The 19,718-nt window shown below is 48.5% G+C and carries 17 protein-coding genes, 1 tRNA gene and 1 rRNA gene; 8 read left to right on the plus strand and 11 right to left on the minus strand.

Annotated features, from left to right (window positions below; all coding sequences use genetic code 11):
- The first annotated feature begins 142 nt into the window (after window positions 1-142).
- From T411_RS0110475 to ppk2, 3 genes are all read left to right on the plus strand, one after another.
- Window positions 143-748, plus strand: a complete 606-nt coding sequence (locus T411_RS0110475) for a peroxiredoxin C (protein ID WP_000244647.1) — start codon at window positions 143-145, stop codon at window positions 746-748.
- A gap of 334 nt (window positions 749-1,082) precedes the next feature.
- A complete protein-coding gene (locus tag T411_RS0110480; RefSeq protein ID WP_000877206.1) occupies window positions 1,083-1,847 on the plus strand; it encodes a copper homeostasis protein CutC in 765 nt (254 codons plus the stop codon).
- Window positions 1,848-2,049: 202 nt separating this feature from the next.
- Window positions 2,050-2,826: a polyphosphate kinase 2 gene (gene ppk2 / locus T411_RS0110485; protein WP_001086043.1), complete on the plus strand. Its 777-nt coding sequence runs from the start codon at window positions 2,050-2,052 to the stop codon at window positions 2,824-2,826.
- A gap of 60 nt (window positions 2,827-2,886) precedes the next feature.
- On the opposite strand, the gene phoU is transcribed toward ppk2, so the two are convergent.
- The 4 genes from phoU to T411_RS0110505 are packed head-to-tail and all read right to left on the minus strand — an operon-like array spanning window position 2,887 to window position 8,306.
- Window positions 2,887-3,597: a phosphate signaling complex protein PhoU gene (phoU, locus tag T411_RS0110490; protein WP_001159461.1), complete on the minus strand. Its 711-nt coding sequence runs from the start codon at window positions 3,595-3,597 to the stop codon at window positions 2,887-2,889.
- 33 nt (window positions 3,598-3,630) lie between these two features.
- A complete protein-coding gene (pstB, locus tag T411_RS0110495) occupies window positions 3,631-4,452 on the minus strand; it encodes a phosphate ABC transporter ATP-binding protein PstB (protein WP_000286625.1) in 822 nt (273 codons plus the stop codon).
- A 2-nt stretch (window positions 4,453-4,454) separates the two neighbouring features.
- Window positions 4,455-6,101, minus strand: coding sequence for a phosphate ABC transporter permease PstA (gene pstA, locus T411_RS0110500; RefSeq protein ID WP_000935841.1), 1,647 nt, complete (start codon window positions 6,099-6,101; stop codon window positions 4,455-4,457).
- 9 nt (window positions 6,102-6,110) lie between these two features.
- Entirely contained in the window at window positions 6,111-8,306 is a 2,196-nt protein-coding gene (locus tag T411_RS0110505) for an ABC transporter permease subunit (RefSeq protein WP_000252165.1), read from the minus strand.
- A 198-nt stretch (window positions 8,307-8,504) separates the two neighbouring features.
- Between T411_RS0110505 and ppk1 the strand changes: the two genes are divergently transcribed.
- A complete protein-coding gene (ppk1, locus tag T411_RS0110510; RefSeq protein ID WP_001271572.1) occupies window positions 8,505-10,610 on the plus strand; it encodes a polyphosphate kinase 1 in 2,106 nt (701 codons plus the stop codon).
- The gene (gene ppx / locus T411_RS0110515; RefSeq protein ID WP_001912334.1) at window positions 10,591-12,093 is read left to right on the plus strand and encodes an exopolyphosphatase; all 1,503 of its coding nucleotides are present in this window, start codon (window positions 10,591-10,593) and stop codon (window positions 12,091-12,093) included. The genes ppk1 and ppx overlap by 20 nt, the downstream gene beginning before the upstream one ends.
- 67 nt (window positions 12,094-12,160) lie before the next feature.
- Here the strand turns inward: ppx and T411_RS0110520 are convergent, their stop codons facing one another.
- From T411_RS0110520 to phoB, 3 genes are read right to left on the minus strand one after another with little or no spacing between them, the layout of a single operon-like run.
- Window positions 12,161-13,129, minus strand: a complete 969-nt coding sequence (locus T411_RS0110520; RefSeq protein ID WP_000952783.1) for a PstS family phosphate ABC transporter substrate-binding protein — start codon at window positions 13,127-13,129, stop codon at window positions 12,161-12,163.
- Between the two features lie 5 nt (window positions 13,130-13,134).
- Window positions 13,135-14,436: a phosphate regulon sensor histidine kinase PhoR gene (gene phoR, locus T411_RS0110525; RefSeq protein ID WP_000230248.1), complete on the minus strand. Its 1,302-nt coding sequence runs from the start codon at window positions 14,434-14,436 to the stop codon at window positions 13,135-13,137.
- A 21-nt stretch (window positions 14,437-14,457) separates the two neighbouring features.
- On the minus strand, window positions 14,458-15,147 hold the full coding sequence (gene phoB, locus T411_RS0110530; RefSeq protein ID WP_000091117.1) for a phosphate regulon transcriptional regulator PhoB: 690 nt from the start codon (window positions 15,145-15,147) through the stop codon (window positions 14,458-14,460).
- A 236-nt stretch (window positions 15,148-15,383) separates the two neighbouring features.
- On the opposite strand from phoB, the gene rdgC reads away from it, so the two are divergent.
- From rdgC to T411_RS0110545, 3 genes are all read left to right on the plus strand, one after another.
- A complete protein-coding gene (gene rdgC, locus T411_RS0110535) occupies window positions 15,384-16,298 on the plus strand; it encodes a recombination-associated protein RdgC (RefSeq protein WP_000264262.1) in 915 nt (304 codons plus the stop codon).
- A 150-nt stretch (window positions 16,299-16,448) separates the two neighbouring features.
- Window positions 16,449-17,849, plus strand: coding sequence for a prephenate-dependent tRNA uridine(34) hydroxylase TrhP (gene trhP / locus T411_RS0110540; protein ID WP_000211023.1), 1,401 nt, complete (start codon window positions 16,449-16,451; stop codon window positions 17,847-17,849).
- A gap of 2 nt (window positions 17,850-17,851) precedes the next feature.
- Window positions 17,852-18,106: a YfhL family 4Fe-4S dicluster ferredoxin gene (locus tag T411_RS0110545; protein WP_001196281.1), complete on the plus strand. Its 255-nt coding sequence runs from the start codon at window positions 17,852-17,854 to the stop codon at window positions 18,104-18,106.
- A gap of 34 nt (window positions 18,107-18,140) precedes the next feature.
- On the opposite strand, the gene nfsA is transcribed toward T411_RS0110545, so the two are convergent.
- The 4 genes from nfsA to rrf form a co-directional block, all read right to left on the minus strand.
- Window positions 18,141-18,863, minus strand: a complete 723-nt coding sequence (gene nfsA, locus T411_RS0110550; RefSeq protein WP_001070278.1) for an oxygen-insensitive NADPH nitroreductase — start codon at window positions 18,861-18,863, stop codon at window positions 18,141-18,143.
- A gap of 9 nt (window positions 18,864-18,872) precedes the next feature.
- Window positions 18,873-19,196 carry a DUF1904 domain-containing protein gene (locus tag T411_RS0110555; RefSeq protein ID WP_001120309.1) on the minus strand — a complete coding sequence of 108 codons (324 nt, stop codon included), beginning with the start codon at window positions 19,194-19,196 and terminating at the stop codon, window positions 18,873-18,875.
- Between the two features lie 193 nt (window positions 19,197-19,389).
- Window positions 19,390-19,466 (minus strand) — tRNA-Asp (locus T411_RS0110560).
- Between the two features lie 75 nt (window positions 19,467-19,541).
- A 5S ribosomal RNA gene (rrf, locus tag T411_RS0110565) occupies window positions 19,542-19,657 on the minus strand.
- Between the last annotated feature and the right edge of the window lie 61 nt (window positions 19,658-19,718).

Raw genomic sequence — 19,718 nt, forward strand, 5'->3', positions numbered from 1 at the left:
GCTTTTTTCGATTAACTTAATCTAATTAATTCATTTTTTACTTTGTCTACTTTGTACTATATTTCTCCTCGTTATTCACGGACTGAATTATGAACTCAACGCACATAGTTCAGTACTTACAAAATTGCTTAGGAGCAAAAAAATGGTACTAGTTGGTCGCAAAGCCCCTGATTTTACTGCAGCTGCTGTTCTTGGTAACGGTGAAATCGTTGATAACTTCAACTTCGCAGAATTTACAAAAGGTAAGAAAGCGGTTGTTTTCTTCTACCCACTAGACTTCACTTTCGTTTGCCCATCTGAACTGATTGCATTCGACAACCGTTACGAAGACTTCCTTGCTAAAGGTGTAGAAGTGATCGGTGTTTCTATCGACTCTCAGTTCTCTCACAACGCATGGCGTAACACTGCTGTTGAAAACGGCGGTATCGGTCAAGTGAAATACCCACTGGTTGCAGACGTTAAACACGAAATCTGTAAAGCTTACGATGTTGAGCACCCAGAAGCTGGCGTGGCTTTCCGTGGTTCATTCCTGATCGACGAAGAAGGCATGGTTCGTCACCAAGTAGTGAACGATCTGCCACTGGGTCGTAACATCGACGAAATGCTACGTATGGTTGATGCACTGAACTTCCACCAAACTCACGGTGAAGTGTGCCCAGCACAATGGGAAGCAGGCAAAGCAGGTATGGAAGCATCTCCAAAAGGCGTTGCAGCATTCCTGTCTCAATACTCTGCTGACCTAAAATAAGACTCTTAACCCCGCGCTCAACACGGGTGGTTGGAAATAATAAAGCGAAAACGCTACGCCAATCAGTTAAGAAGTAAAGTCATCAAAAGCCCAAAGCACTGCTTTGGGCTTTTTCTATTCTTCATTTCACCGAATCTGTCCCACACTTAAACGAGATGACTTGCTATGTAGTGGCCGCTAAGCAGCAGGAATGAGATATCCCTCCTGCAGCTTCAAGTAGGAAGGGTATAAATGGGTAATTCGGGTCTTAAACTTTACCCCTATTCTTGCGCATTCTGCGCGATATCTGCTGCTATGATACTGCCATTTCCTTTATCCAACCGGAGTTAACCTGATGAAATATCAAGTTGAAGTCTGTATCGACAATATCGAATCCCTGCATAACGCCATCGCGGGAGGCGCAACCCGTATTGAGCTTTGTTCATCCCTTGCGCTAGGTGGATTAACCCCTAGTGCCGGGTTGATGTACAGCGCAGGCAGAGTGTCACCGATTCCGGCTTACGCAATGATCAGACCAAGAGAAGGGGATTTTTTCTATCACGATGATGAACTCAGCATTATGGCGCAGGACATTCGTACGGCGCATCAAGCAAACTTACAAGGCGTGGTACTAGGGTTACTCAATGCCGATGGCACGATTGATGTGAAACGCAGCAAACCTTTAATCGAACTTGCTCACTCCCTCGGGTTAGGTGTGACGTTTCACCGCGCATTTGACCACTGTGTAAACCCTGAACACGCGTTAGAAGAGATCATTGCGCTCGGTTGTGAACGCATTTTGACCTCAGGCTTGGCGCGCAACGCTTATCTGGGTATTGAACGTTTAGCGCAACTGGTCAAACAGAGTGCTGGGCGCATTTCAATCATGGCAGGCGCTGGGATCAATGCGCAGAATGTGGCTGAAATTGCGTTAGCCACCGGGGTCAATGAGCTGCATTTATCCGCGAAAACCACGCGTCCGAGCGAGATGCTGTTTATTCGCTCGGAGAGCAAAATGGGCGCGGCGGACTGTGATGATTTTATTATCCCGGTGACCAGCCGCGATGCGTTACAGCAAACCGTACACGCTCTGGCAGCACTCAATTCTGTCCTACATTAATGATGTATACCCAAACGACTTGGCGTTGCAGGTAGGCGGCAAGTGAGTTCATCCCCATGAGCATAGATAAACGATGTGATTGGGGTGAACGAACGTAGCCAACACCGCTGCAGTTTCAAGTAGGAAGGGGAAAATACGATCATCCGCCACGGAACTTCGCCGCTCCCACTGCTATGCTTAACCTAGCAAAGGAGAGAATGCGATGGCGAAATTGGATAAGAAAGTCTACGAACGTGAATTAGAGCTGCTGCAAATTGAGCTAGTCAAACTGCAAGAGTGGGTGAAACAAGAAAAGCTCAAGCTAGTGGTTATTTTTGAAGGACGCGATGCCGCGGGAAAAGGTGGAGTGATCAAAACCATCACCGAGAAACTCAATCCGCGGGTATGCCGTGTGGCCGCCCTCCCGGCCCCCACCGAAAAAGAGAAAACCCAATGGTATTTTCAGCGCTACGTCGCCCATCTTCCGGCCGGTGGTGAAATTGTCTTGTTTGACCGCAGTTGGTACAACCGCGCGGGAGTCGAAAAGGTGATGGGCTTTTGCAGCGATGAAGAGTATCAAGAATTTCTGCGCTCTTGCCCTGAATTTGAACGCATGCTGCAACGTTCTGGGATCATCTTACTCAAATACTGGTTTTCAGTATCCGATGAAGAGCAAGAGCGGCGCTTTATCGAGCGGATTAATACGCCACTCAAACGCTGGAAATTCAGTCCAATGGATCTCGAGTCTCGTCAGCGCTGGGCAGCCTATTCGAGAGCTAAAGATGAGATGTTTGCTTACACCGATACCAAACACTGCCCGTGGTGGGTGGTGCCTTCGGATGACAAAAAGCGCGCTCGCCTCAACTGCATCAGCCACCTACTCAGTAGTGTTGAGTATCAAGAGATTGAGCATGCGCAGATCTCTCTGCCGGAAATCAATAAGCAAGGTTACGTACGCCCCCCCATCGAAGACCAAACCTTTGTTCCACAGCGCTACTAATCCTCTACCTACAAACTCCGTCAATTTGCTGCTCAACGGCAAGTTGACGGACAGCGCCGCTTACAAACTCGGCTTTTTTAGCACATCGTCGATCCCTTGATCGCCAAGATGGCGCACATCCTTACCTTTCACAAAGTAGATGATGTATTCGCAGATGTTTTGACAGCGATCGCCAACTCGCTCAATCGCACGCGCCGACCAAATGACTTGCAGAATGTGGGGAATGTTTTTCGGATCTTCCATCATGTAGGTCATCAACTGACGTACGACCGCTTCGTACTCTTTATCCAACCTATCATCTTGTTTATAGATTTCCGCTGCGGCTTCTACATCCATCCGCGCAAACGCATCAAGCACTTGATGCAACATGGCAATCGCTTGGCGACACAAAGGCTCAAGTGAAACTTGGAATTGGTGCTGTTTGGCCGGTGGACGTTCGATGGCGATATAAGCCATCTTAGTCGCAGAATCGCCAATCCGTTCCAGATCGGTAATGGTTTTGATGATCGCCATAATAAGGCGCAAATCTTTAGCGGTCGGCTGACGTTTAGCAATAATGCGCGTACACGCCTCATCAATCGAGACTTCCATCGCGTTGACTTTGTGATCGTCGGCAATCACACGGCGCGCCAGTTTTTCATCATCTTCATGCAAGGCCTGCATGGCTAAGGTCAACTGCTGCTCGACTAAGCCGCCCATCGTCAATACTTGGCTACGAATGGACTCCAATTCCACATTGAACTGACCTGAAATATGTCGACCGAACTGCATGGCATATCCTTACTAAACTGGCTGAAAAATTGCTTAACCGTATCGCCCCGTAATGTAGTCTTCGGTTTGCTTTTTCAATGGTGACGTGAAAATAGAGTCAGTATCTGCGTACTCGATCAACTTTCCCATATGGATAAAGGCGGTGTGATCGCTCACGCGCGCCGCTTGCTGCATGTTGTGAGTGACGATAACCACGGTATATTTGGTTTTAAGATCGTGGATCAGCTCTTCAATGGTCAAGGTCGAGATAGGATCAAGCGCTGAGGTTGGCTCATCAAGAAGCAACACTTCAGGTTCAATCGCAATCGCACGGGCAATCACCAAACGTTGTTGCTGCCCGCCCGATAAACCAAATGCATTTTCGTGCAAACGATGTTTGACTTCATCCCACAACGCCGCCGCACGCAGAGATTGCTCCGCCGCATCATCTAACGCACGGCTATTTTTAATCCCCTGCAAACGCAGTCCATACACCACGTTTTCATAAATCGATTTAGGAAAGGGATTAGGGCGCTGGAATACCATCCCGACTCGGCGGCGCAGCGTTGGCACATCCACATCCGGATGATAGATGTTTTTGCCATGCAATTTCACCTCACCTTCAACACGCGTTCCTTCCACCAGATCGTTCATCCGGTTAATGCAGCGCAAAAGCGTCGATTTACCACAGCCGGAGGGGCCGATAAACGCCGTAACCTGACCTTTGGGGATACGCATGGAAATATCACTCAAGGCGCGACTTTGCTGGTAATACAGGCTTAAGTGCTCAATCGAAATCGCCGTCTGCTGATCGGTAAGATTATTCACGTCCAGCGGCGGCACATAATAGCCCAAAGTAGGATTGGCGGAGTACATAACTAGTCTTGCCCCAAGGTTCGGTATTTTTCGCGTAAGTTATTACGAATGCTGATCGCAGTTAAGTTGAGCGCCACAATCACAGTGACCAATAAAAATGAAGTGGCATACACCAGTGGCCGTGCCGCTTCAATATTGTTGGTTTGAAAACCGATATCGTAAATGTGGAAACCTAAATGCATAAATTTGCGTTCAAGATGGATGAAGGGAAATTCCCCATCCACAGGCAAACTGGAAGCCAGTTTCACCGCACCGACCAGCATCAGCGGAGCCACTTCACCGGCTGCGCGGGCGATCGCCAAAATCAATCCGGTGATGATCGCAGGGCTTGCCATCGGTAGCACAATACGCCAAATGGTTTCAAACTGGGTAGCGCCTAGTGCTAATGATCCATGGCGCACCGAAATCGGAATACGCGAGAGCCCTTCTTCCGTCGCCACAATCACCACAGGCAGCGTCAACACGGCTAATGTCAGAGCAGACCACAGCAACCCAGGCGTCCCGAAGGTCGGAGTGGGCAAACGCTCAGCATAAAAAAGGTTATCAACCGAAGCGCCTATGGTGTAAACAAAAAAGCCGAGGCCAAACACCCCATATACGATGGAAGGTACCCCCGCTAAGTTGATCACCGCGACTCGAATCATCCGAGTAAATGCGCCCTCTTGCGCGTATTCATGCAGATAGATAGCTGCTATCACGCCTAAAGGCATGACGATGATCGACATGATGATCACCAGAAACACCGTTCCAAAAATGGCCGGAAACACGCCCCCTTCCGAGTTTGACTCCCGTGGTGATTCCGATAAAAAGCGCCATGCTTGCTTGCCCCACTCCGCGAGTTTTTGGGAAAAATTCATATCATTGGGATACCAAAAATCCAAGATTTCACTCAGCGGGACGGAGACGGTCTCTCCTTGCATATCCACAAGATATAAAAACTGCTTTTCTAACGGTGCTCGGAGCGCATCTAACTCAGTTTGAACCAGTGCAAGCTCTTTCTCTAAACGGCTTTTGCTTAACACGTAGTGTTGTAAAAACTCATCACTGAGCTGGTTATTCAATTGCTTACGGCGTTTTTCCAAACGTAATTTTTCTAGCTGGCTACTGATCACCCGCACTTGCTGTTCAACCATCGTATCCACTTGATCGCGAATGGCTTCAGCCTCTAACAATGCTTGACGCAGATGGCGCTCTAGCGGCAGATCCAGCTCGCCAATCGTAGAATCGAAGCGAAGCGGTTTACCAAACAGTTGCCCACCTCGGCTGCGCTCAATCACCGCCCAACCTTGTGGCGCGCCTTTAAATTCGGTTTCAAACTCAAGTAAAGCAATAAAATCAGATCCATACAGATCCCGATTAGCGACTTTGATATTGAGCCGTGTCGCCAACCCTGCCGCTTGCACTTTTTCTGGTAGCGGTAAATTCATCTCTTTTAAATGGCTAACCGGCACACTTTCACGAGCGTACAGTTGACCCACCACGTTTTTTCCATCGGGGGTTTGCCATTGCAGCAAGGGCGCTGGCCAGAAATAGGTTAAGCCACGCCAACCAATCACCAGTAATAGGCCAAGTACAGCAATCAAGCTGACGCTGACGGCTCCTCCTGTCAGCCAGATCCACGGAGCACCGGATTTAAACCAATTCAACATATTGCTCCATCATAAAGAACGGTATTTTTCTCGTAGCCGTTGGCGTACCCATTCCGCTAGGGAATTCACCGCAAACGTAAAGGTCAGCAGCAGCAGTGCGGCCAAAAATAGGATACGAAAATGGGCGCTTTGCACTTCCGATTCCGGCAGTTCAACGGCAATCGTCGCCGATAAGGTTCGCATGCCTTCAAAAATATTCCAATCCAACAACGGGGTATTACCCGTGGCCATCAGCACTATCATGGTCTCACCGACGGCACGCCCGAGCCCCATCATGATCGCCGAAAAAATCCCAGGGCTTGCCGTAAGCAGTACCACATAAATCAAGGTCTGCCATGGTGTCGCCCCCAGCGCCAAAGAGCCATCTGACAGATGTTTCGGCACTGAGAAAATCGCATCTTCCGCAATGGTAAAAATGGTTGGGATCACCGCAAACCCCATCGCAAAACCAACAACAAGCGCATTGCGCTGATCGTAACCGATACCGTGCTGCGCTAAATACACGCGCAGATCACCCGCAAACAGAGCATTTTCCAGCTCACCACTGTAAGACAGAATCAGGGCTGATATACCAATCAACACTGGGATTAAAATCAGCGCATGCCAACCACTGGGGATACGGCGCAGCCAAGCTTTGGGTAAGCGCGACCAAATGAACCCGAGCACTATGGTTGAAGGCGGTAACAAAATCATCAGCGCCAATACTGCGGGCAAATGGCTCTCCACAAACGGCGCAAACCATAAACCCGCGAGGAAGCCGATAATCACAGTGGGTAGGGCTTCCATCAATTCAATGGTCGGTTTCACCACGCGGCGCATCGAAGGCGTCATAAAATAGGCGGTATAAATCGCCCCTAAGACCGCAATCGGCATCGCAAACAACATGGCAAAGGCAGCGGCTTTCAAGGTGCCAAAAGCAATCGGCACTAAACTAAACTTAGCTTCAAAATCGTCCGTTGCTGCGGTGGATTGCCAAACAAACTCTGGTTCAGGGTAACTTTCGTACCACACTTTTTGCCACAACGCAGAAAAGGAGACTTCAGGGTTTCGGTTTTCCACCTGCGCTAACTGAATTTTCCCTTGGTCATAACTCGCCAAATACGCTTGATTCTCTGACATCGCCACCAACTGTGGCGCTCGTTGATAAGCACGCTCAAACAGCACCAACTTTTCACTCGTGGTGTAATGGCTTTGCAAAGTGCCATTGCGATAGAAGCTGTAGAAACCTTTCGTGTTGGTGTCGGGCAACAAAAACTGCACTTCTGAGGCGAGCTTAAAATTGCGGATATGGGTTAAATGACGCTGGCCATCGCGCAGCACATCAAACCATTGTGACACCAGACCATCTTCGTGCACCGCCAGTAAAGAGAACGCCCCTGATAACAAATAGAGTTGCGTGACTTGATGACGGCTATCGCCTTCACTGAGATCGACGATTTCGCGGATCTGATAACCCTGCTTATCCAGTAATGCGACGACAAGCTCAGATCGGGTACGCAAATACAGGGTCTTACCATCTGGGGTCAGCAATAACTGGCTGAGATCGCTGAACGGCACACTCAAACTCAGACGGCTAATCTCTTGTTGCGTCGCGCGATCCAAACGCAAAATCTGGATCTGCTGCGCGTTATCGTACGTGGCAAAAATAAGCGCTTCCGCAGTTAAGGCAAAAGCGAATTGTTGCAGAGGCTGCTCACTTAAGCGGAACGCTTCCGGCAAGGCTAAACGTTCCAAGCTCGGGGTGAATTCACGCCCCTGAGTTGTCATTGAATGGGAGAGCTGCGGATGCACAACGGCCACTTGGTTATCCTGACCTACCAAGGCAAACCAACCTTGAGCAGCGGGGGTTTGTGCCCACAATACAGGCGTAAAGCCTAACGATTGGGTCTGGATAGGTTGATCGCTGGCGGAACGTAATGACCAAAACTGCCCAACGCCATCATTTGACATCAAAAACGCGTTTTCACCGTAAGCACCTATGGTCATCAGTAACGGATCTGTTGTTGACACCGTTTTAACCGCAATGTCACCACGCCATTTCGCATCGCCAAACAGTGGCACCACAACCATGGCTAAATAGATAAAAATCAGTACCAAAGCTCCCAACACACTGACGCCACCACAAGTCACTGCAAAACGCACCACACGGTCTTTCACTAACCGCGCGCGATCACGTTCTTTCAATGAAAATGGCTGTCTGACCATGCTTGAGATTACCTATAGTTTTGGGGAGTGTCATAATATTGCGGTTGGGTGACAATTATATTACAGCTCACAATAAATTACTGAAATCAAAACAACTCTATGACACTAAAGGCACTGCAATAAAAGTGTCACAAAAATCACTTAGTTTGCAGCTCTTTAATGATGAAAACGTCAACTCAAAACGGCATAAGGTAAAGTATGAGTGCTGATAAGCTGTACATCGACAAGGAACTCAGTTGGCTCTCATTTAACGAGCGCGTACTACAAGAAGCGGCGGATAAAACCGTCCCGCTGATTGAGCGGATTCGTTTTCTGGGGATATTTTCCAATAACCTCGATGAGTTTTATAAGGTGAGATTTGCTGACGTAAAACGACAAATCTTGATCAATCGAGAACGTGGGGGCAATGATATCTCCAAACACCTCCTCTCACGCATGCAAAGCAAAGCCCTCAAACTCAACCAAGACTTCGATAACCTCTACAACGAATTGATTTTAGAAATGGCCAGACGGCGCATTTTCTTAGTCAACGAAACGCAACTCGATGAAATCCAACTCAAGTGGGTGAAAAAGTATTTCCACAAAGAAGTGCTGCCGCATGTGACCCCTATCATGTTGCGTGATGACATTGATGTCATGCAGTTTTTAAAAGACGAATACGCTTACATTGCGGTCGAAATGCGCAGTGGCGATGAATTTAAATACGCGCTGATCGAGATCCCAACCGACCAACTGCCACGCTTTGTGATGCTGCCTGAGCAAAAAGGCAAACGGCGCAAAACCATTATTCTGCTCGATAACATTATTCGTCTCTGTCTGGATGAGATTTTCCGCGGTTTTTACGACTACGATACACTCAACGGTTACGCGATGAAAATGACCCGCGATGCCGAGTATGATTTGCGCCACGAAGTCGAATACAGCTTGCTTGAGCAGATGTCAGAAGGCTTAAGCCAGCGCTTAACCGCCCTTCCTGTGCGCTTTGTGTATGAGCGTGAAATGCCTGAAGCCATGCTCAAATTCTTATGCTATAAGCTGAAAATTTCCCACTATGACAGCTTGATCCCCGGTGGACGTTACCACAATTTTAAAGACTTTATTTCTTTCCCCAATGTCGGCCGAGATTATTTAGAAAACAAACCCTTGCCTCCGATGACTTGTGCTGACTTTGAAGGCTATGCCAATGCTTTTGATGCGATTCGCGCGCAAGATATTTTACTGCACTACCCTTATCACAGCTTTGAGCACATGACGGAGCTTGTGCGCCAAGCCTCTTTTGATCCGAAAGTCGTCAGTATCAAAATCAACATTTACCGCGTAGCCAAAGACTCCAAATTGATGAACTCGCTGGTCGATGCGGTGCACAACGGCAAACGTGTGGTGGTGGTGGTTGAGCTGCAAGCTCGTTTTGATGAAGAGGCCAATATCGAGTGGTCACGCATTCTGACCGATGCGGGCGTACACGTTATTTTCGGTGTGCCGGGAATGAAGATTCACGCCAAGCTCCTGCTTATTACCCGTAAAGAAGGGGATGAATTCGTTCGTTACGCGCACATTGGTACCGGCAACTTCCACGAACGTACGGCGCGCATTTACACCGACTTTGCCTTGCTCACCGCCAACCAAGAGCTCGCCGCCGAAGTCCGTGCCGTATTTGGTTACATCGAAAATCCATTCCGCCCCGTCAAGTTTAACCACCTGATCGTATCGCCGCGTAACTCACGTACCCAAATTTATCGTTTACTGGATAGTGAAATCGCCAACGCCAAGGCGGGCAAAAAAGCCGCCATCACCCTTAAAGTGAACAATCTCGTTGATAAGGGATTGATCAATAAGCTGTATGGTGCAAGTGCCGCTGGAGTCAAAATCCGCATGATCATCCGCGGTATGTGCTCTTTAGTCCCCGGAGTGGAAGGTGTCAGTGACAATATTGAGATCATCAGTATTATTGACCGCTTCCTCGAACACCCTCGCGTGTTAGTGGTACATAATGATGGCAATCCACAGGTCTTTATCTCATCGGCAGACTGGATGGAGCGCAATATAGATCACCGAATTGAGGTCATGGCTCCAATTCGTGACGAACGACTCAAACAGCGTATCATTGATATCCTTAATATTCAGTTCATTGATACGGTCAAAGCGCGTCGCATCGACAAAGAGATGAGCAATCAGTACGTAGAGCGCGGTAATCGCAGAAAAGTACGCTCTCAGATTGCCATTTACGACTATCTTAAGAATGTCGAGAAGCAGACTCGTAAAGCAAAAGGGCAACAAGAAACGAATGACAACAGTAGTCAGTAACGCAAGAGAAATCGCTGCCATTGATCTGGGTTCGAACAGTTTTCATATGGTGGTCGCCAAGGTGGTCGATCAAGATCTCCAATTGATTAGCCGCCATAAGCAGCGTGTTCGTCTTGCTGCGGGCTTGGATGAACAAAAAAATCTCGATGAAGAGTCGATCCAACGTGGCTTAGAGTGTTTGGCGATGTTCGCAGAACGATTGCAAGGCTTTGAGCCACGTAATGTCCGTATTGCTGCAACCCACACTCTGCGCCAAGCCAGAAATGCCAATCTGTTTATTCAACGCGCTCTCGACGTGTTGCCTTTTCCAATTGAAATCATTCCGGGCTCTGAAGAAGCCCGGTTGATTTATCTGGGGGTTGCCCATACCCAACCCCAAGCGGATTCTATGCTGGTAGTGGATATTGGCGGCGGCAGCACGGAAATGATCATCGGCAAAGGCTTTGAAGCAGAACTGCTCAACAGTAAGCAGATGGGCTGCGTCAACTTTACCGAGCGTTACTTTGCCAACGGCAAGCTATCACGTAAAAACTTTGCCCAAGCGATTGTCGCCAGTGAGCAAAAATTAGAATCCATTGCCAGCAAATACCGTAAGAAAGGTTGGCAAATGGCGTTTGGTTCTTCCGGTACCATCAAAGCGATTCATGAAGTGTTAATCGGGCAAGGTCATGAAGATGGACTCATCACCTTTGAGCGCCTGAGCAAGTTAATTGAAAAACTCTGCGAATGGGACAGCATTGATGATTTACAACTGCCCGGCTTAACCGATGATCGAAAACCCGTGTTTGCGGCGGGCGTTGCCATTCTTTCCGCGATCTTTCATGGTTTAAACATCAAAGAGATGCTTTTTTCGGATGGTGCTTTGCGCGAAGGTCTGCTGTATGAGATGGAAGATCGCTTCAAGTATTCCGATATCCGTTTACGCACGACGGAAAATCTGGCCGCCAAACATCTGGTCGATTTAGAGCATGCAGCCAAAGTCAAAGGTCACGCGCGTGAATTCTTGGCGCAAGTCGCCAATGAGTTGGGATTACCAGAAGGCAGTGAGCTGTGTGACCTACTCGAATGGGGCGCTCTGCTACATGAAGTGGGGCTGAGCATTAACTTACAAGGTTTTCATCGTCACTCCGCGTATATTTTGCGTCATAACAACATGGCAGGTTTCAACAGCGAACAACAACTCGTGCTCTCCAATTTGGCACGTTTCCAACGTAAATCGCTGAAATTGAATGAGCTGGATGACTTTAGTCTGTTTAAGAAAAAACACATTATTGGCTTAATTCGAGTCCTACGACTGGCGATTGTGGTTAATAGGCAACGCAACGACGACCCTTTACCACCATTGACCCTATCCGCCAAAGATGATGAGTGGCGATTGGAGTGTGAACAGCCAGATTGGCTGGAAAACAATAAGTTGTTGCATGCTGACTTACAAACAGAGCAAGAATACTGGCGTGAAGTCGGCTGGCAACTGCTGTTTTAAGCCAGCCTACTCACTGCAATTCGATGAAAAACGCCCAACTCAAGTTGGGCGTTTTTCATTTCATCACTCAGTCGATGATGGGCTTAACGCCAACTTTGGCTAACTCTTGCTCTGCCACCAGCGCAGTGATGGGCAAATAGCCATCTTTCGCAACCAAGGCCTGTCCCTGCCGTGAAAACATAAAGCGAATAAATTCGCGCTCAATCGGCGACAAATCTCGGTTAGGATTTTTATTCACATACACATACAAATAGCGCGATAACGGGTAGGCTCCCGACAGAATATTGGCTTGAGTTGGCTCAACATAGTCATTCCCTTCACGCGCAATCGGCAGCAGCTTCACCCCAGAAACACGATAACCCACCCCTGAATAACCGAGCGTATTGATTGAAGAGGCAACCGACTGCACCACCGAAGCCGAGCCCGGCTGCTCATTGACTCGGTTCTGGAAATCCCCTTGGCACAGCGCGTTTTGCTTAAAATAGCCGTAGGTACCGGATACCGAGTTGCGACCAAACAGTTGAATATTGCGCTTTGCCCAATCATAAGGCAGACCAAGCTGAGACCAAGTGACAATCGGCTGAGTGGCACCACAGCGCAATGTGGCGGAAAAAATCGCATCCAGTTGCTGGAAATTCAGCCCCTTGATCGGATTATCTCGATGCACAAAAATCCCGACCGCATCAATCGCCACACGCAATGCCGTTGGCTTGTAGCCGTGCATCGCTTCAAACGCGGCAATTTCACTGCTGCGCATTGGGCGGCTCATCGGGCCAAACTGCGCCGTGCTTTCTGATAATGCTGGCGGCGCAGTTGCCGAACCTGAGGCTTGCACTTGCGCATTGACTGCAGGGTAATAGGCTTGAAACTCCTCCACCCACAGCGTAGTCATGCCCGCCAGCGTATCCGAACCGACGGACAATAGGCTGCCCGAAATACCGCTGACTTTTTCATAGTGTGGCAGCGCTTCATCCAACGCCCAAGCGGTGGATGAAACCAAAACCAATGAACTCAACCAACCAACGCGACTTAGCATGCGGCTCATCCTTTCGCCACCAACCGCTTAGGTAAAACAAACGAAAACTTACTGCCGACACCGACTTTACTGTAGATATCCAAATGCGTGTCATGGTGTGCAAGTGCGTGTTTCACGATCGCGAGTCCCAAACCACTACCGCCCGTATCACGAGAGCGGGCTTTATCGACGCGATAGAAACGCTCCGTTAAACGGTGTAAGTGTTGCGGCTCGATCCCCTCGCCTTTATCTTCCACTTCGAGGCAAGCGCCTTTGCCAGTGCGATACCAACGCACATCAATTTGCGCGCCCGGCGGGGTATATTTAACCGCGTTGTACACCAGATTCGAAATCGCGCTGCGCAGCTGATCTTCATCCGCCAGCACCTTAAGGCTCTTATCCACCTCAAAATGCAGCTTATGCAGCGCCTCACCACTGAGGCTCACTGCTTCTTTTTCTAACACTTCCAACATGGCTGGCACATCGACCACTTGATCGAGTTCGACCATCGGTGATGCTTCTATTTTCGAGAGCGTCAGCAGTTGGTTCACCAAGCTATTCATCCGGTTGAGCTGCTCGGTCATCACACCATGGGCTTTACTCCACATCGGGCCCGCGAGCACATCCGGATCTTCTGTCATTTCCAGATAACCTTGCAGCACCGTCATCGGTGTACGCAGTTCATGGGAAACGTTAGCAAAGAAATTACGGCGCATGCCTTCGAGCTGTTTAAGCTGAGTGACATCACGCACCACCATCAGGTGTTCACCTTCGGTGTACGGCACTATCCGCAGTTCCAGCATGCGATCACTATTGAGCGGCGAACGCATTTCGAGCGGATCAGTAAAATCATCTTTTTTGAGGTATTTGATAAAGTCCGGCGTACGCAGCAGGTTCGAGATAGGCTGCCCAGCATCGTCAGGCCAACGAAAACCCAGCAAATGCTGCGCAAGGCGGTTACACCACACGATATTGCCTTCGCTGCGAAACACCACCACCGCATCGGGGAGCGATTCCGCACCATTACGGAAACGGCGAATAAGATTAGTCAGTTCTTTGCGTTTTTTACGATGGCGCTGCTGCAAGCGATAAATGCCATTGAACAGCGACTCCCAATTCCCCGTTCCAGAAGGTGGGGTGAGACGTTTTTCATCCCACAACCAAGCGGAAAGGCGAATTTGATGGTTCAAATGCCAGAAAAGCTGCAAAGCCGTCGCTGCCAACAGCAGCCACGGCATACTTCCGAAAATCCATCCCACCACAACCCATGGCAAGTAAAAAAAAGCCAGCTCCCAAGCCAGCTTTTTCCATGTTAAACGTTCAACCATACTGATTTGTTCTACACCCTCTTAGGCTTTGGTTGAAAAACGATACCCCGCGCCGCGCACCGTCTGGATCAGCTTATCATGTCCAGCGTCTTCTAAGGCTTTACGTAGACGACGAATGTGGACGTCTACCGTGCGATCTTCCACATACACGTTGGTGCCCCAAACATTATTGAGTAGCTGCTCGCGGCTATACACACGCTCTTGGTGTGTCATGAAGAAGTGTAACATCTTGAACTCAGTCGGTCCCATATCCAACGGCTGATCGTTAGCGGTCACACGGTGTGAGACCGGATCTAACTTCAAACCTTGAACATCAATCACATCCTCCAACGCCGTCGGAGTGACACGGCGGATCACCGCTTTTAAACGGGCAACCAACTCTTTAGGTGAAAACGGTTTGGTAATGTAATCATCCGCGCCCACTTCTAAGCCGCGAACTTTATCTTCTTCTTCACCACGGGCGGTGAGCATCACAACAGGAATGTTGCGCGTCATCTCTTCGCGCTTCATATGCTTGATGAGGTTGATGCCACTACCACCAGGCAACATCCAGTCAAGCAGGACGAGATCAGGAAAAGGCTCAGCCAGCTTACTCATCGCCGAATCATAATCTTCAGCCTCAACCGCCTGATAGCCCTTTTGTTCAAGCACGAAACACAACATTTCACGAATCGGTGCTTCGTCTTCAACAACCAGAATCCTTCTAGACATAATTGATTAACCTTTGTTTTTCACCAACGCCATGCATTATGGGAAATGTTTATGACACTTTTGTGACCTTTGCAAACAAATTTTCATATAAGGTTCAGGCGAAATTCATATATCCAAACCTCTTAAGCAAAGCAAAGTAACAACTGGAAGATGTGCCTCTTTTTTTGCATTCGGGGTAAGACATTCTCAGCATCTTCCCCTATCATGTCTGGCTTTCTAACCAAGGGAAAACAACAATGTGGTTTAAAAACTGTATGGTGTATCGCGTTAATCGCGAGGTTAACTTCAATGCCGATCAGCTGGAAAAACAGCTGGCCGAATTTCGTTTTACGCCTTGCGGCAGTCAAGATAAACAGAAGTTTGGCTGGGTTTCCGCACTGGGTAAACACGGCGACATGATGACCCACGTCAGTGAAAACCGCATTTTAGTCTGCGCGAAACGTGAAGAAAAAATGCTCCCCGCTTCGGTGATCAAAGATTCGCTCAATGCCAAAGTCGAAGCGATGGAAGCCGAAGAAGGCCGCCCACTGAAGAAAAAAGAAAAAGACGCGCTGAAAGAAGACATCGTCATCGATTTACTGCCACGCGCCTTCAGCAAAAGCCAACTCACGTTTGTGCTGATCATGCCAACCGAAGGCTTAATTCTAGTCGATGCAGGCAGCTACAAAAAAGCCGAAGATGTGCTCTCGCTACTGCGTAAAACCATGGGTAGTCTACCGGTGGTGCCTGCTATTCCTGAAATAGCGGTCGAAACGACGCTGACGCAATGGGTGAAAGATGGCAATCTGCCCCAAGGCTTTAGCCTGATGGAAGAAGCGGAGCTCAAATCGTTACTCGATGATGGAGCCACCATTCGCTGCAAAAAACAAGAGCTGAGCAGCGATGAAATCCTGAGCCACATTCAAGCCAATAAAGTGGTCACCAAGCTGGCGATCAACTGGCAAGACCGAATTCGTTTTGTCCTCGCGGAAGATTGCAGCATCAAGCGCCTAGCGTACAGCGATGAACTTAAAGAGCAGAATGATGACATCCCACACGAAGATCGCGCAGCCCGTCTTGATGCCGATTTCTCCCTGTTGTGCGGAGAAATGTCGGTTTTCCTGCCGGATCTATTCAATGCATTAGGTGGCCTGCCTCACCCTGAAGCCTAATCGTGGACTCAATTTCACCACCTCGGCGTAAATGAGGTGGTGAGAGTTTCACTATGCAGAGTAGGGTTTTTGACGTAAAATTTGCGCCCTTTCCAATACCATCAGGTGGTATTGGCCTGACTTGAGATCAGATTGTAAGAGAAGCAAGCAATGACAACGCCAAAAACCTTTGTTCCAGAACTCCTTTCACCTGCGGGTAGCCTGAAGAATATGCGCTACGCTTTTGCCTACGGGGCAGATGCGGTATATGCCGGCCAACCTCGTTACAGCCTGCGCGTACGTAACAATGAGTTCAACCACGAAAACCTACAAATCGGCATTAATGAAGCCCACGCACTGGGTAAAAAATTCTATGTGGTGTGTAACATTCAGCCGCACAACTCTAAGCTGAAAACCTTCATCCGTGACCTTAAGCCGGTGATTGATATGGGGCCGGATGCGCTCATCATGTCTGACCCTGGCCTTATCATGATGGTTCGTGAAGAATTCCCGCACATGCCGATCCACCTGTCGGTACAAGCGAATGCGGTGAACTGGGCAACCGTGAAATTCTGGGCTTCACAAGGCGTTGAGCGTGTGATTGTTTCTCGTGAGCTCTCTTTAGAAGAAATCGAAGAGATCCGCGAAAAATGCCCGAATACCGAAATTGAAGTGTTCGTGCATGGCGCTCTATGTATGGCTTATTCCGGTCGTTGCTTGCTGTCTGGTTACATCAACAAGCGCGATCCAAACCAAGGTACTTGCACTAACGCATGCCGTTGGGAATACAAAGTTGAAGCAGCAAAAGAAGATGAAGCAGGTCAGATCGTTGAACAGTTTGACCCTAATGCAGCACAAGCCATCGAAGTTCAAAATGAACGTCCAGACACCACCATCGGGGCCGGCAAACCGATTGATGATGTCGTACTGCTTTCTGAGAGCCATCGTCCTGATGAGAAAATGGCCGCCTTTGAAGATGAGCACGGCACCTACATCATGAACTCCAAAGATCTGCGTGCAGTACAGCATGTTGAGCGCCTAACTCAAATGGGTGTGCACTCACTGAAAATCGAAGGCCGTACCAAATCTTTCTACTACTGCGCACGTACCGCGCAAGTGTACCGTAAAGCGATTGATGATGCGGTAGCGGGCAAGCCATTCGATGATAGCCTGATGACTACCCTAGAAAGCTTGGCGCACCGTGGCTATACCGAAGGTTTCTTACGTCGCCATACGCACGATGCTTACCAAAACTACGACTACGGCTACTCGGTTTCCGACACTCAACAGTTTGTCGGTGAATTTACCGGTAAACGCCGCGGCGCAATGGCCGAAGTGGAAGTAAAGAACAAATTTGTGCTCGGCGATAGCCTTGAGCTGATGACGCCAAAAGGCAATGTCATCTTCACTTTAGAAGCGATGGAAAACCGCAAAGGTGAAGCAACAGATGATGCCAAAGGCAACGGTCACTTTGTTTACATTCCAGTTCCGGAAGAGTTGGATCTCAGCTACGCACTGCTGATGCGTAACCTAGTGCAAGGGCAGGATACCCGTAACCCAACAGGCAAGTAATTATGGCGCTACTGATTACCGCCAAATGCACCAACTGTGATATGTGTGAGCCAGAGTGCCCAAACAGTGCGATTTCAATGGGCGATAAGATCTATGAGATCAATCCCGATTTATGCACTGAATGTAAGGGGCATTATGACAAACCGACGTGTCAGTCGGTTTGTCCCATCAGCAACTGCATCATCACCGATCCTGCCCATCGCGAAACCGAAGAGCAACTACTCGAAAAGTTCGTGGTAATTCAAGGGCTCGCGTAAATCGAAAATCCCAGCCAAGTGCTGGGATTCTTTATTACTTCAGAGCTAATCCTTTACGCTGCAAATAGCTGAGCATAAATGGCCGAGACTCTTCAGAAAGCTTAGCGGTAATTTGTTCTGACCATCCCTGCTGTTTAGGATTACCGGAACGTTTTTGGTAATACTCAACCATGGTTCGGTCATATTCTGCGACATCCTCTTTATTCAAAGGCTGGTAGTGGTTTTCATGCAAGATCACCTTCGGAGCCAAGCGCGGTTTTAACTCTGGCTCCTGAGCTGGGTGCCCTAAACACATACCAAACAATACCGCGGTATAAGGCGGCAAGTTAAGCAAAGCATCGACTTCATTCGGTGAATTACGTAAACCACCAATATAGACACCACCTAACCCCATCGACTCTGCCGCTAACAAACAGTTTTGCGCCATAATCCCCGCATCAACAGCACCGATTAAAGTGAGCTCCATGAATTCAGGTTTTACGTTCGGATTCAATGCATAGTGCCGCTGATAATCAATGCAAAATACTAAGAACTCAGCCGCACTCGCCACATAAGCTTGATTGCCAGCAAACTCTGCTAATTGCTCACGCATACTGCCATCGGTCACTCGGATCACCGAGATCACTTGCAGTAAGCTGGATGACGAAGCTGCAATACCAGAAGCAATGATCGTCTCAAGTTGCGTTGCAGAAATAGGCTCTTGGGTAAAAGCACGAATAGAACGATGGCTAAGTATGGTATCAATAACAGGATTCATGCGGCCTCCTCAGAAATGTTGTCCATCAAGATAATAAGCGGTGCGTTGCAAAGGTATAAACACTACAGCAAGATGAGAATCAGCACCGAGCAACTGACGTATCTGATCAGTAATCACCTGTGCAATCTGATCCTGAGTCTGCTGTTCTCTTCCAAACCACAATACTTCCACCATGGGATAAACCCCTCCTTCGGCGAAATACTGGGTATTAATCAACTCAAAGGTAAAAGCATTTCGAGCAGTACTGAGTAGAGAGGAAAGCTCATTGAGTAAGGTAGGGACTAGCGATTCAACGATATGCGCTTCTACTGCGCGAAAACGTAAATGAGGCATGACTGATTTTCTCCTTTTTTGCCATCATAACAGCCAGCATGGAGAGGTGCGAGTCATACAAAAAACAAATGATAAACCATTGTTCTAAGGGCTCAAGAAGCAGAATAAGAGAGTTAGAAGGATTGAATAACCGAGATAACGGCACTTTTATCTAGAAAAAAAAACCAGTCCTAAGACTGGGTTTCGTAATAAGTGGCGGAGCGGACGGGACTCGAACCCGCGACCCCCGGCGTGACAGGCCGGTATTCTAACCGACTGAACTACCGCTCCGCTGTCTGGTTAGACGTTTCGTCTACTTTTTTTGCCTTTAGATTTTTCTTAAACATCTAAAAACAACAAGTTAAAGCCTGGCGATGTTCTACTCTCACATGGGGAGACCCCACACTACCATCGACGCTGTTTCGTTTCACTTCTGAGTTCGGGATGGAATCAGGTGGGTCCAAAACGCTATGGTCGCCAAGCAAATTCTGTTTTTGATTTCACTTTTTCTTAAAAAAAGTGATAACCAACAATTCTGGAAAG

It is taken from the genome of Vibrio cholerae ATCC 14035 (assembly GCF_000621645.1).
In the GTDB taxonomy this organism is placed as follows: Bacteria; Pseudomonadota; Gammaproteobacteria; order Enterobacterales; family Vibrionaceae; genus Vibrio; species Vibrio cholerae.

Excerpts from the sequence above, each read along its gene's own strand:
- T411_RS0110505 (WP_000252165.1), bottom strand. The coding sequence starts at position 8,306 with ATGGTCAGACAGCCATTTTCATTGAAAGAACGTGATCGCGCGCGGTTA.
- T411_RS0110520 (WP_000952783.1), bottom strand. The coding sequence starts at position 13,129 with ATGCTAAGTCGCGTTGGTTGGTTGAGTTCATTGGTTTTGGTTTCATCC.
- pstB (WP_000286625.1), bottom strand. The coding sequence starts at position 4,452 with ATGTACTCCGCCAATCCTACTTTGGGCTATTATGTGCCGCCGCTGGAC.
- ppx (WP_001912334.1), top strand. The coding sequence starts at position 10,591 with ATGACAACAGTAGTCAGTAACGCAAGAGAAATCGCTGCCATTGATCTG.
- trhP (WP_000211023.1), top strand. The coding sequence starts at position 16,449 with ATGACAACGCCAAAAACCTTTGTTCCAGAACTCCTTTCACCTGCGGGT.
- T411_RS0110555 (WP_001120309.1), bottom strand. The coding sequence starts at position 19,196 with ATGCCTCATTTACGTTTTCGCGCAGTAGAAGCGCATATCGTTGAATCG.
- T411_RS0110475 (WP_000244647.1), top strand. The coding sequence starts at position 143 with ATGGTACTAGTTGGTCGCAAAGCCCCTGATTTTACTGCAGCTGCTGTT.
- pstA (WP_000935841.1), bottom strand. The coding sequence starts at position 6,101 with ATGTTGAATTGGTTTAAATCCGGTGCTCCGTGGATCTGGCTGACAGGA.
- ppk1 (WP_001271572.1), top strand. The coding sequence starts at position 8,505 with ATGAGTGCTGATAAGCTGTACATCGACAAGGAACTCAGTTGGCTCTCA.
- T411_RS0110545 (WP_001196281.1), top strand. The coding sequence starts at position 17,852 with ATGGCGCTACTGATTACCGCCAAATGCACCAACTGTGATATGTGTGAG.
- rdgC (WP_000264262.1), top strand. The coding sequence starts at position 15,384 with ATGTGGTTTAAAAACTGTATGGTGTATCGCGTTAATCGCGAGGTTAAC.
- T411_RS0110480 (WP_000877206.1), top strand. The coding sequence starts at position 1,083 with ATGAAATATCAAGTTGAAGTCTGTATCGACAATATCGAATCCCTGCAT.
- nfsA (WP_001070278.1), bottom strand. The coding sequence starts at position 18,863 with ATGAATCCTGTTATTGATACCATACTTAGCCATCGTTCTATTCGTGCT.
- phoB (WP_000091117.1), bottom strand. The coding sequence starts at position 15,147 with ATGTCTAGAAGGATTCTGGTTGTTGAAGACGAAGCACCGATTCGTGAA.
- ppk2 (WP_001086043.1), top strand. The coding sequence starts at position 2,050 with ATGGCGAAATTGGATAAGAAAGTCTACGAACGTGAATTAGAGCTGCTG.
- phoU (WP_001159461.1), bottom strand. The coding sequence starts at position 3,597 with ATGCAGTTCGGTCGACATATTTCAGGTCAGTTCAATGTGGAATTGGAG.
- phoR (WP_000230248.1), bottom strand. The coding sequence starts at position 14,436 with ATGGTTGAACGTTTAACATGGAAAAAGCTGGCTTGGGAGCTGGCTTTT.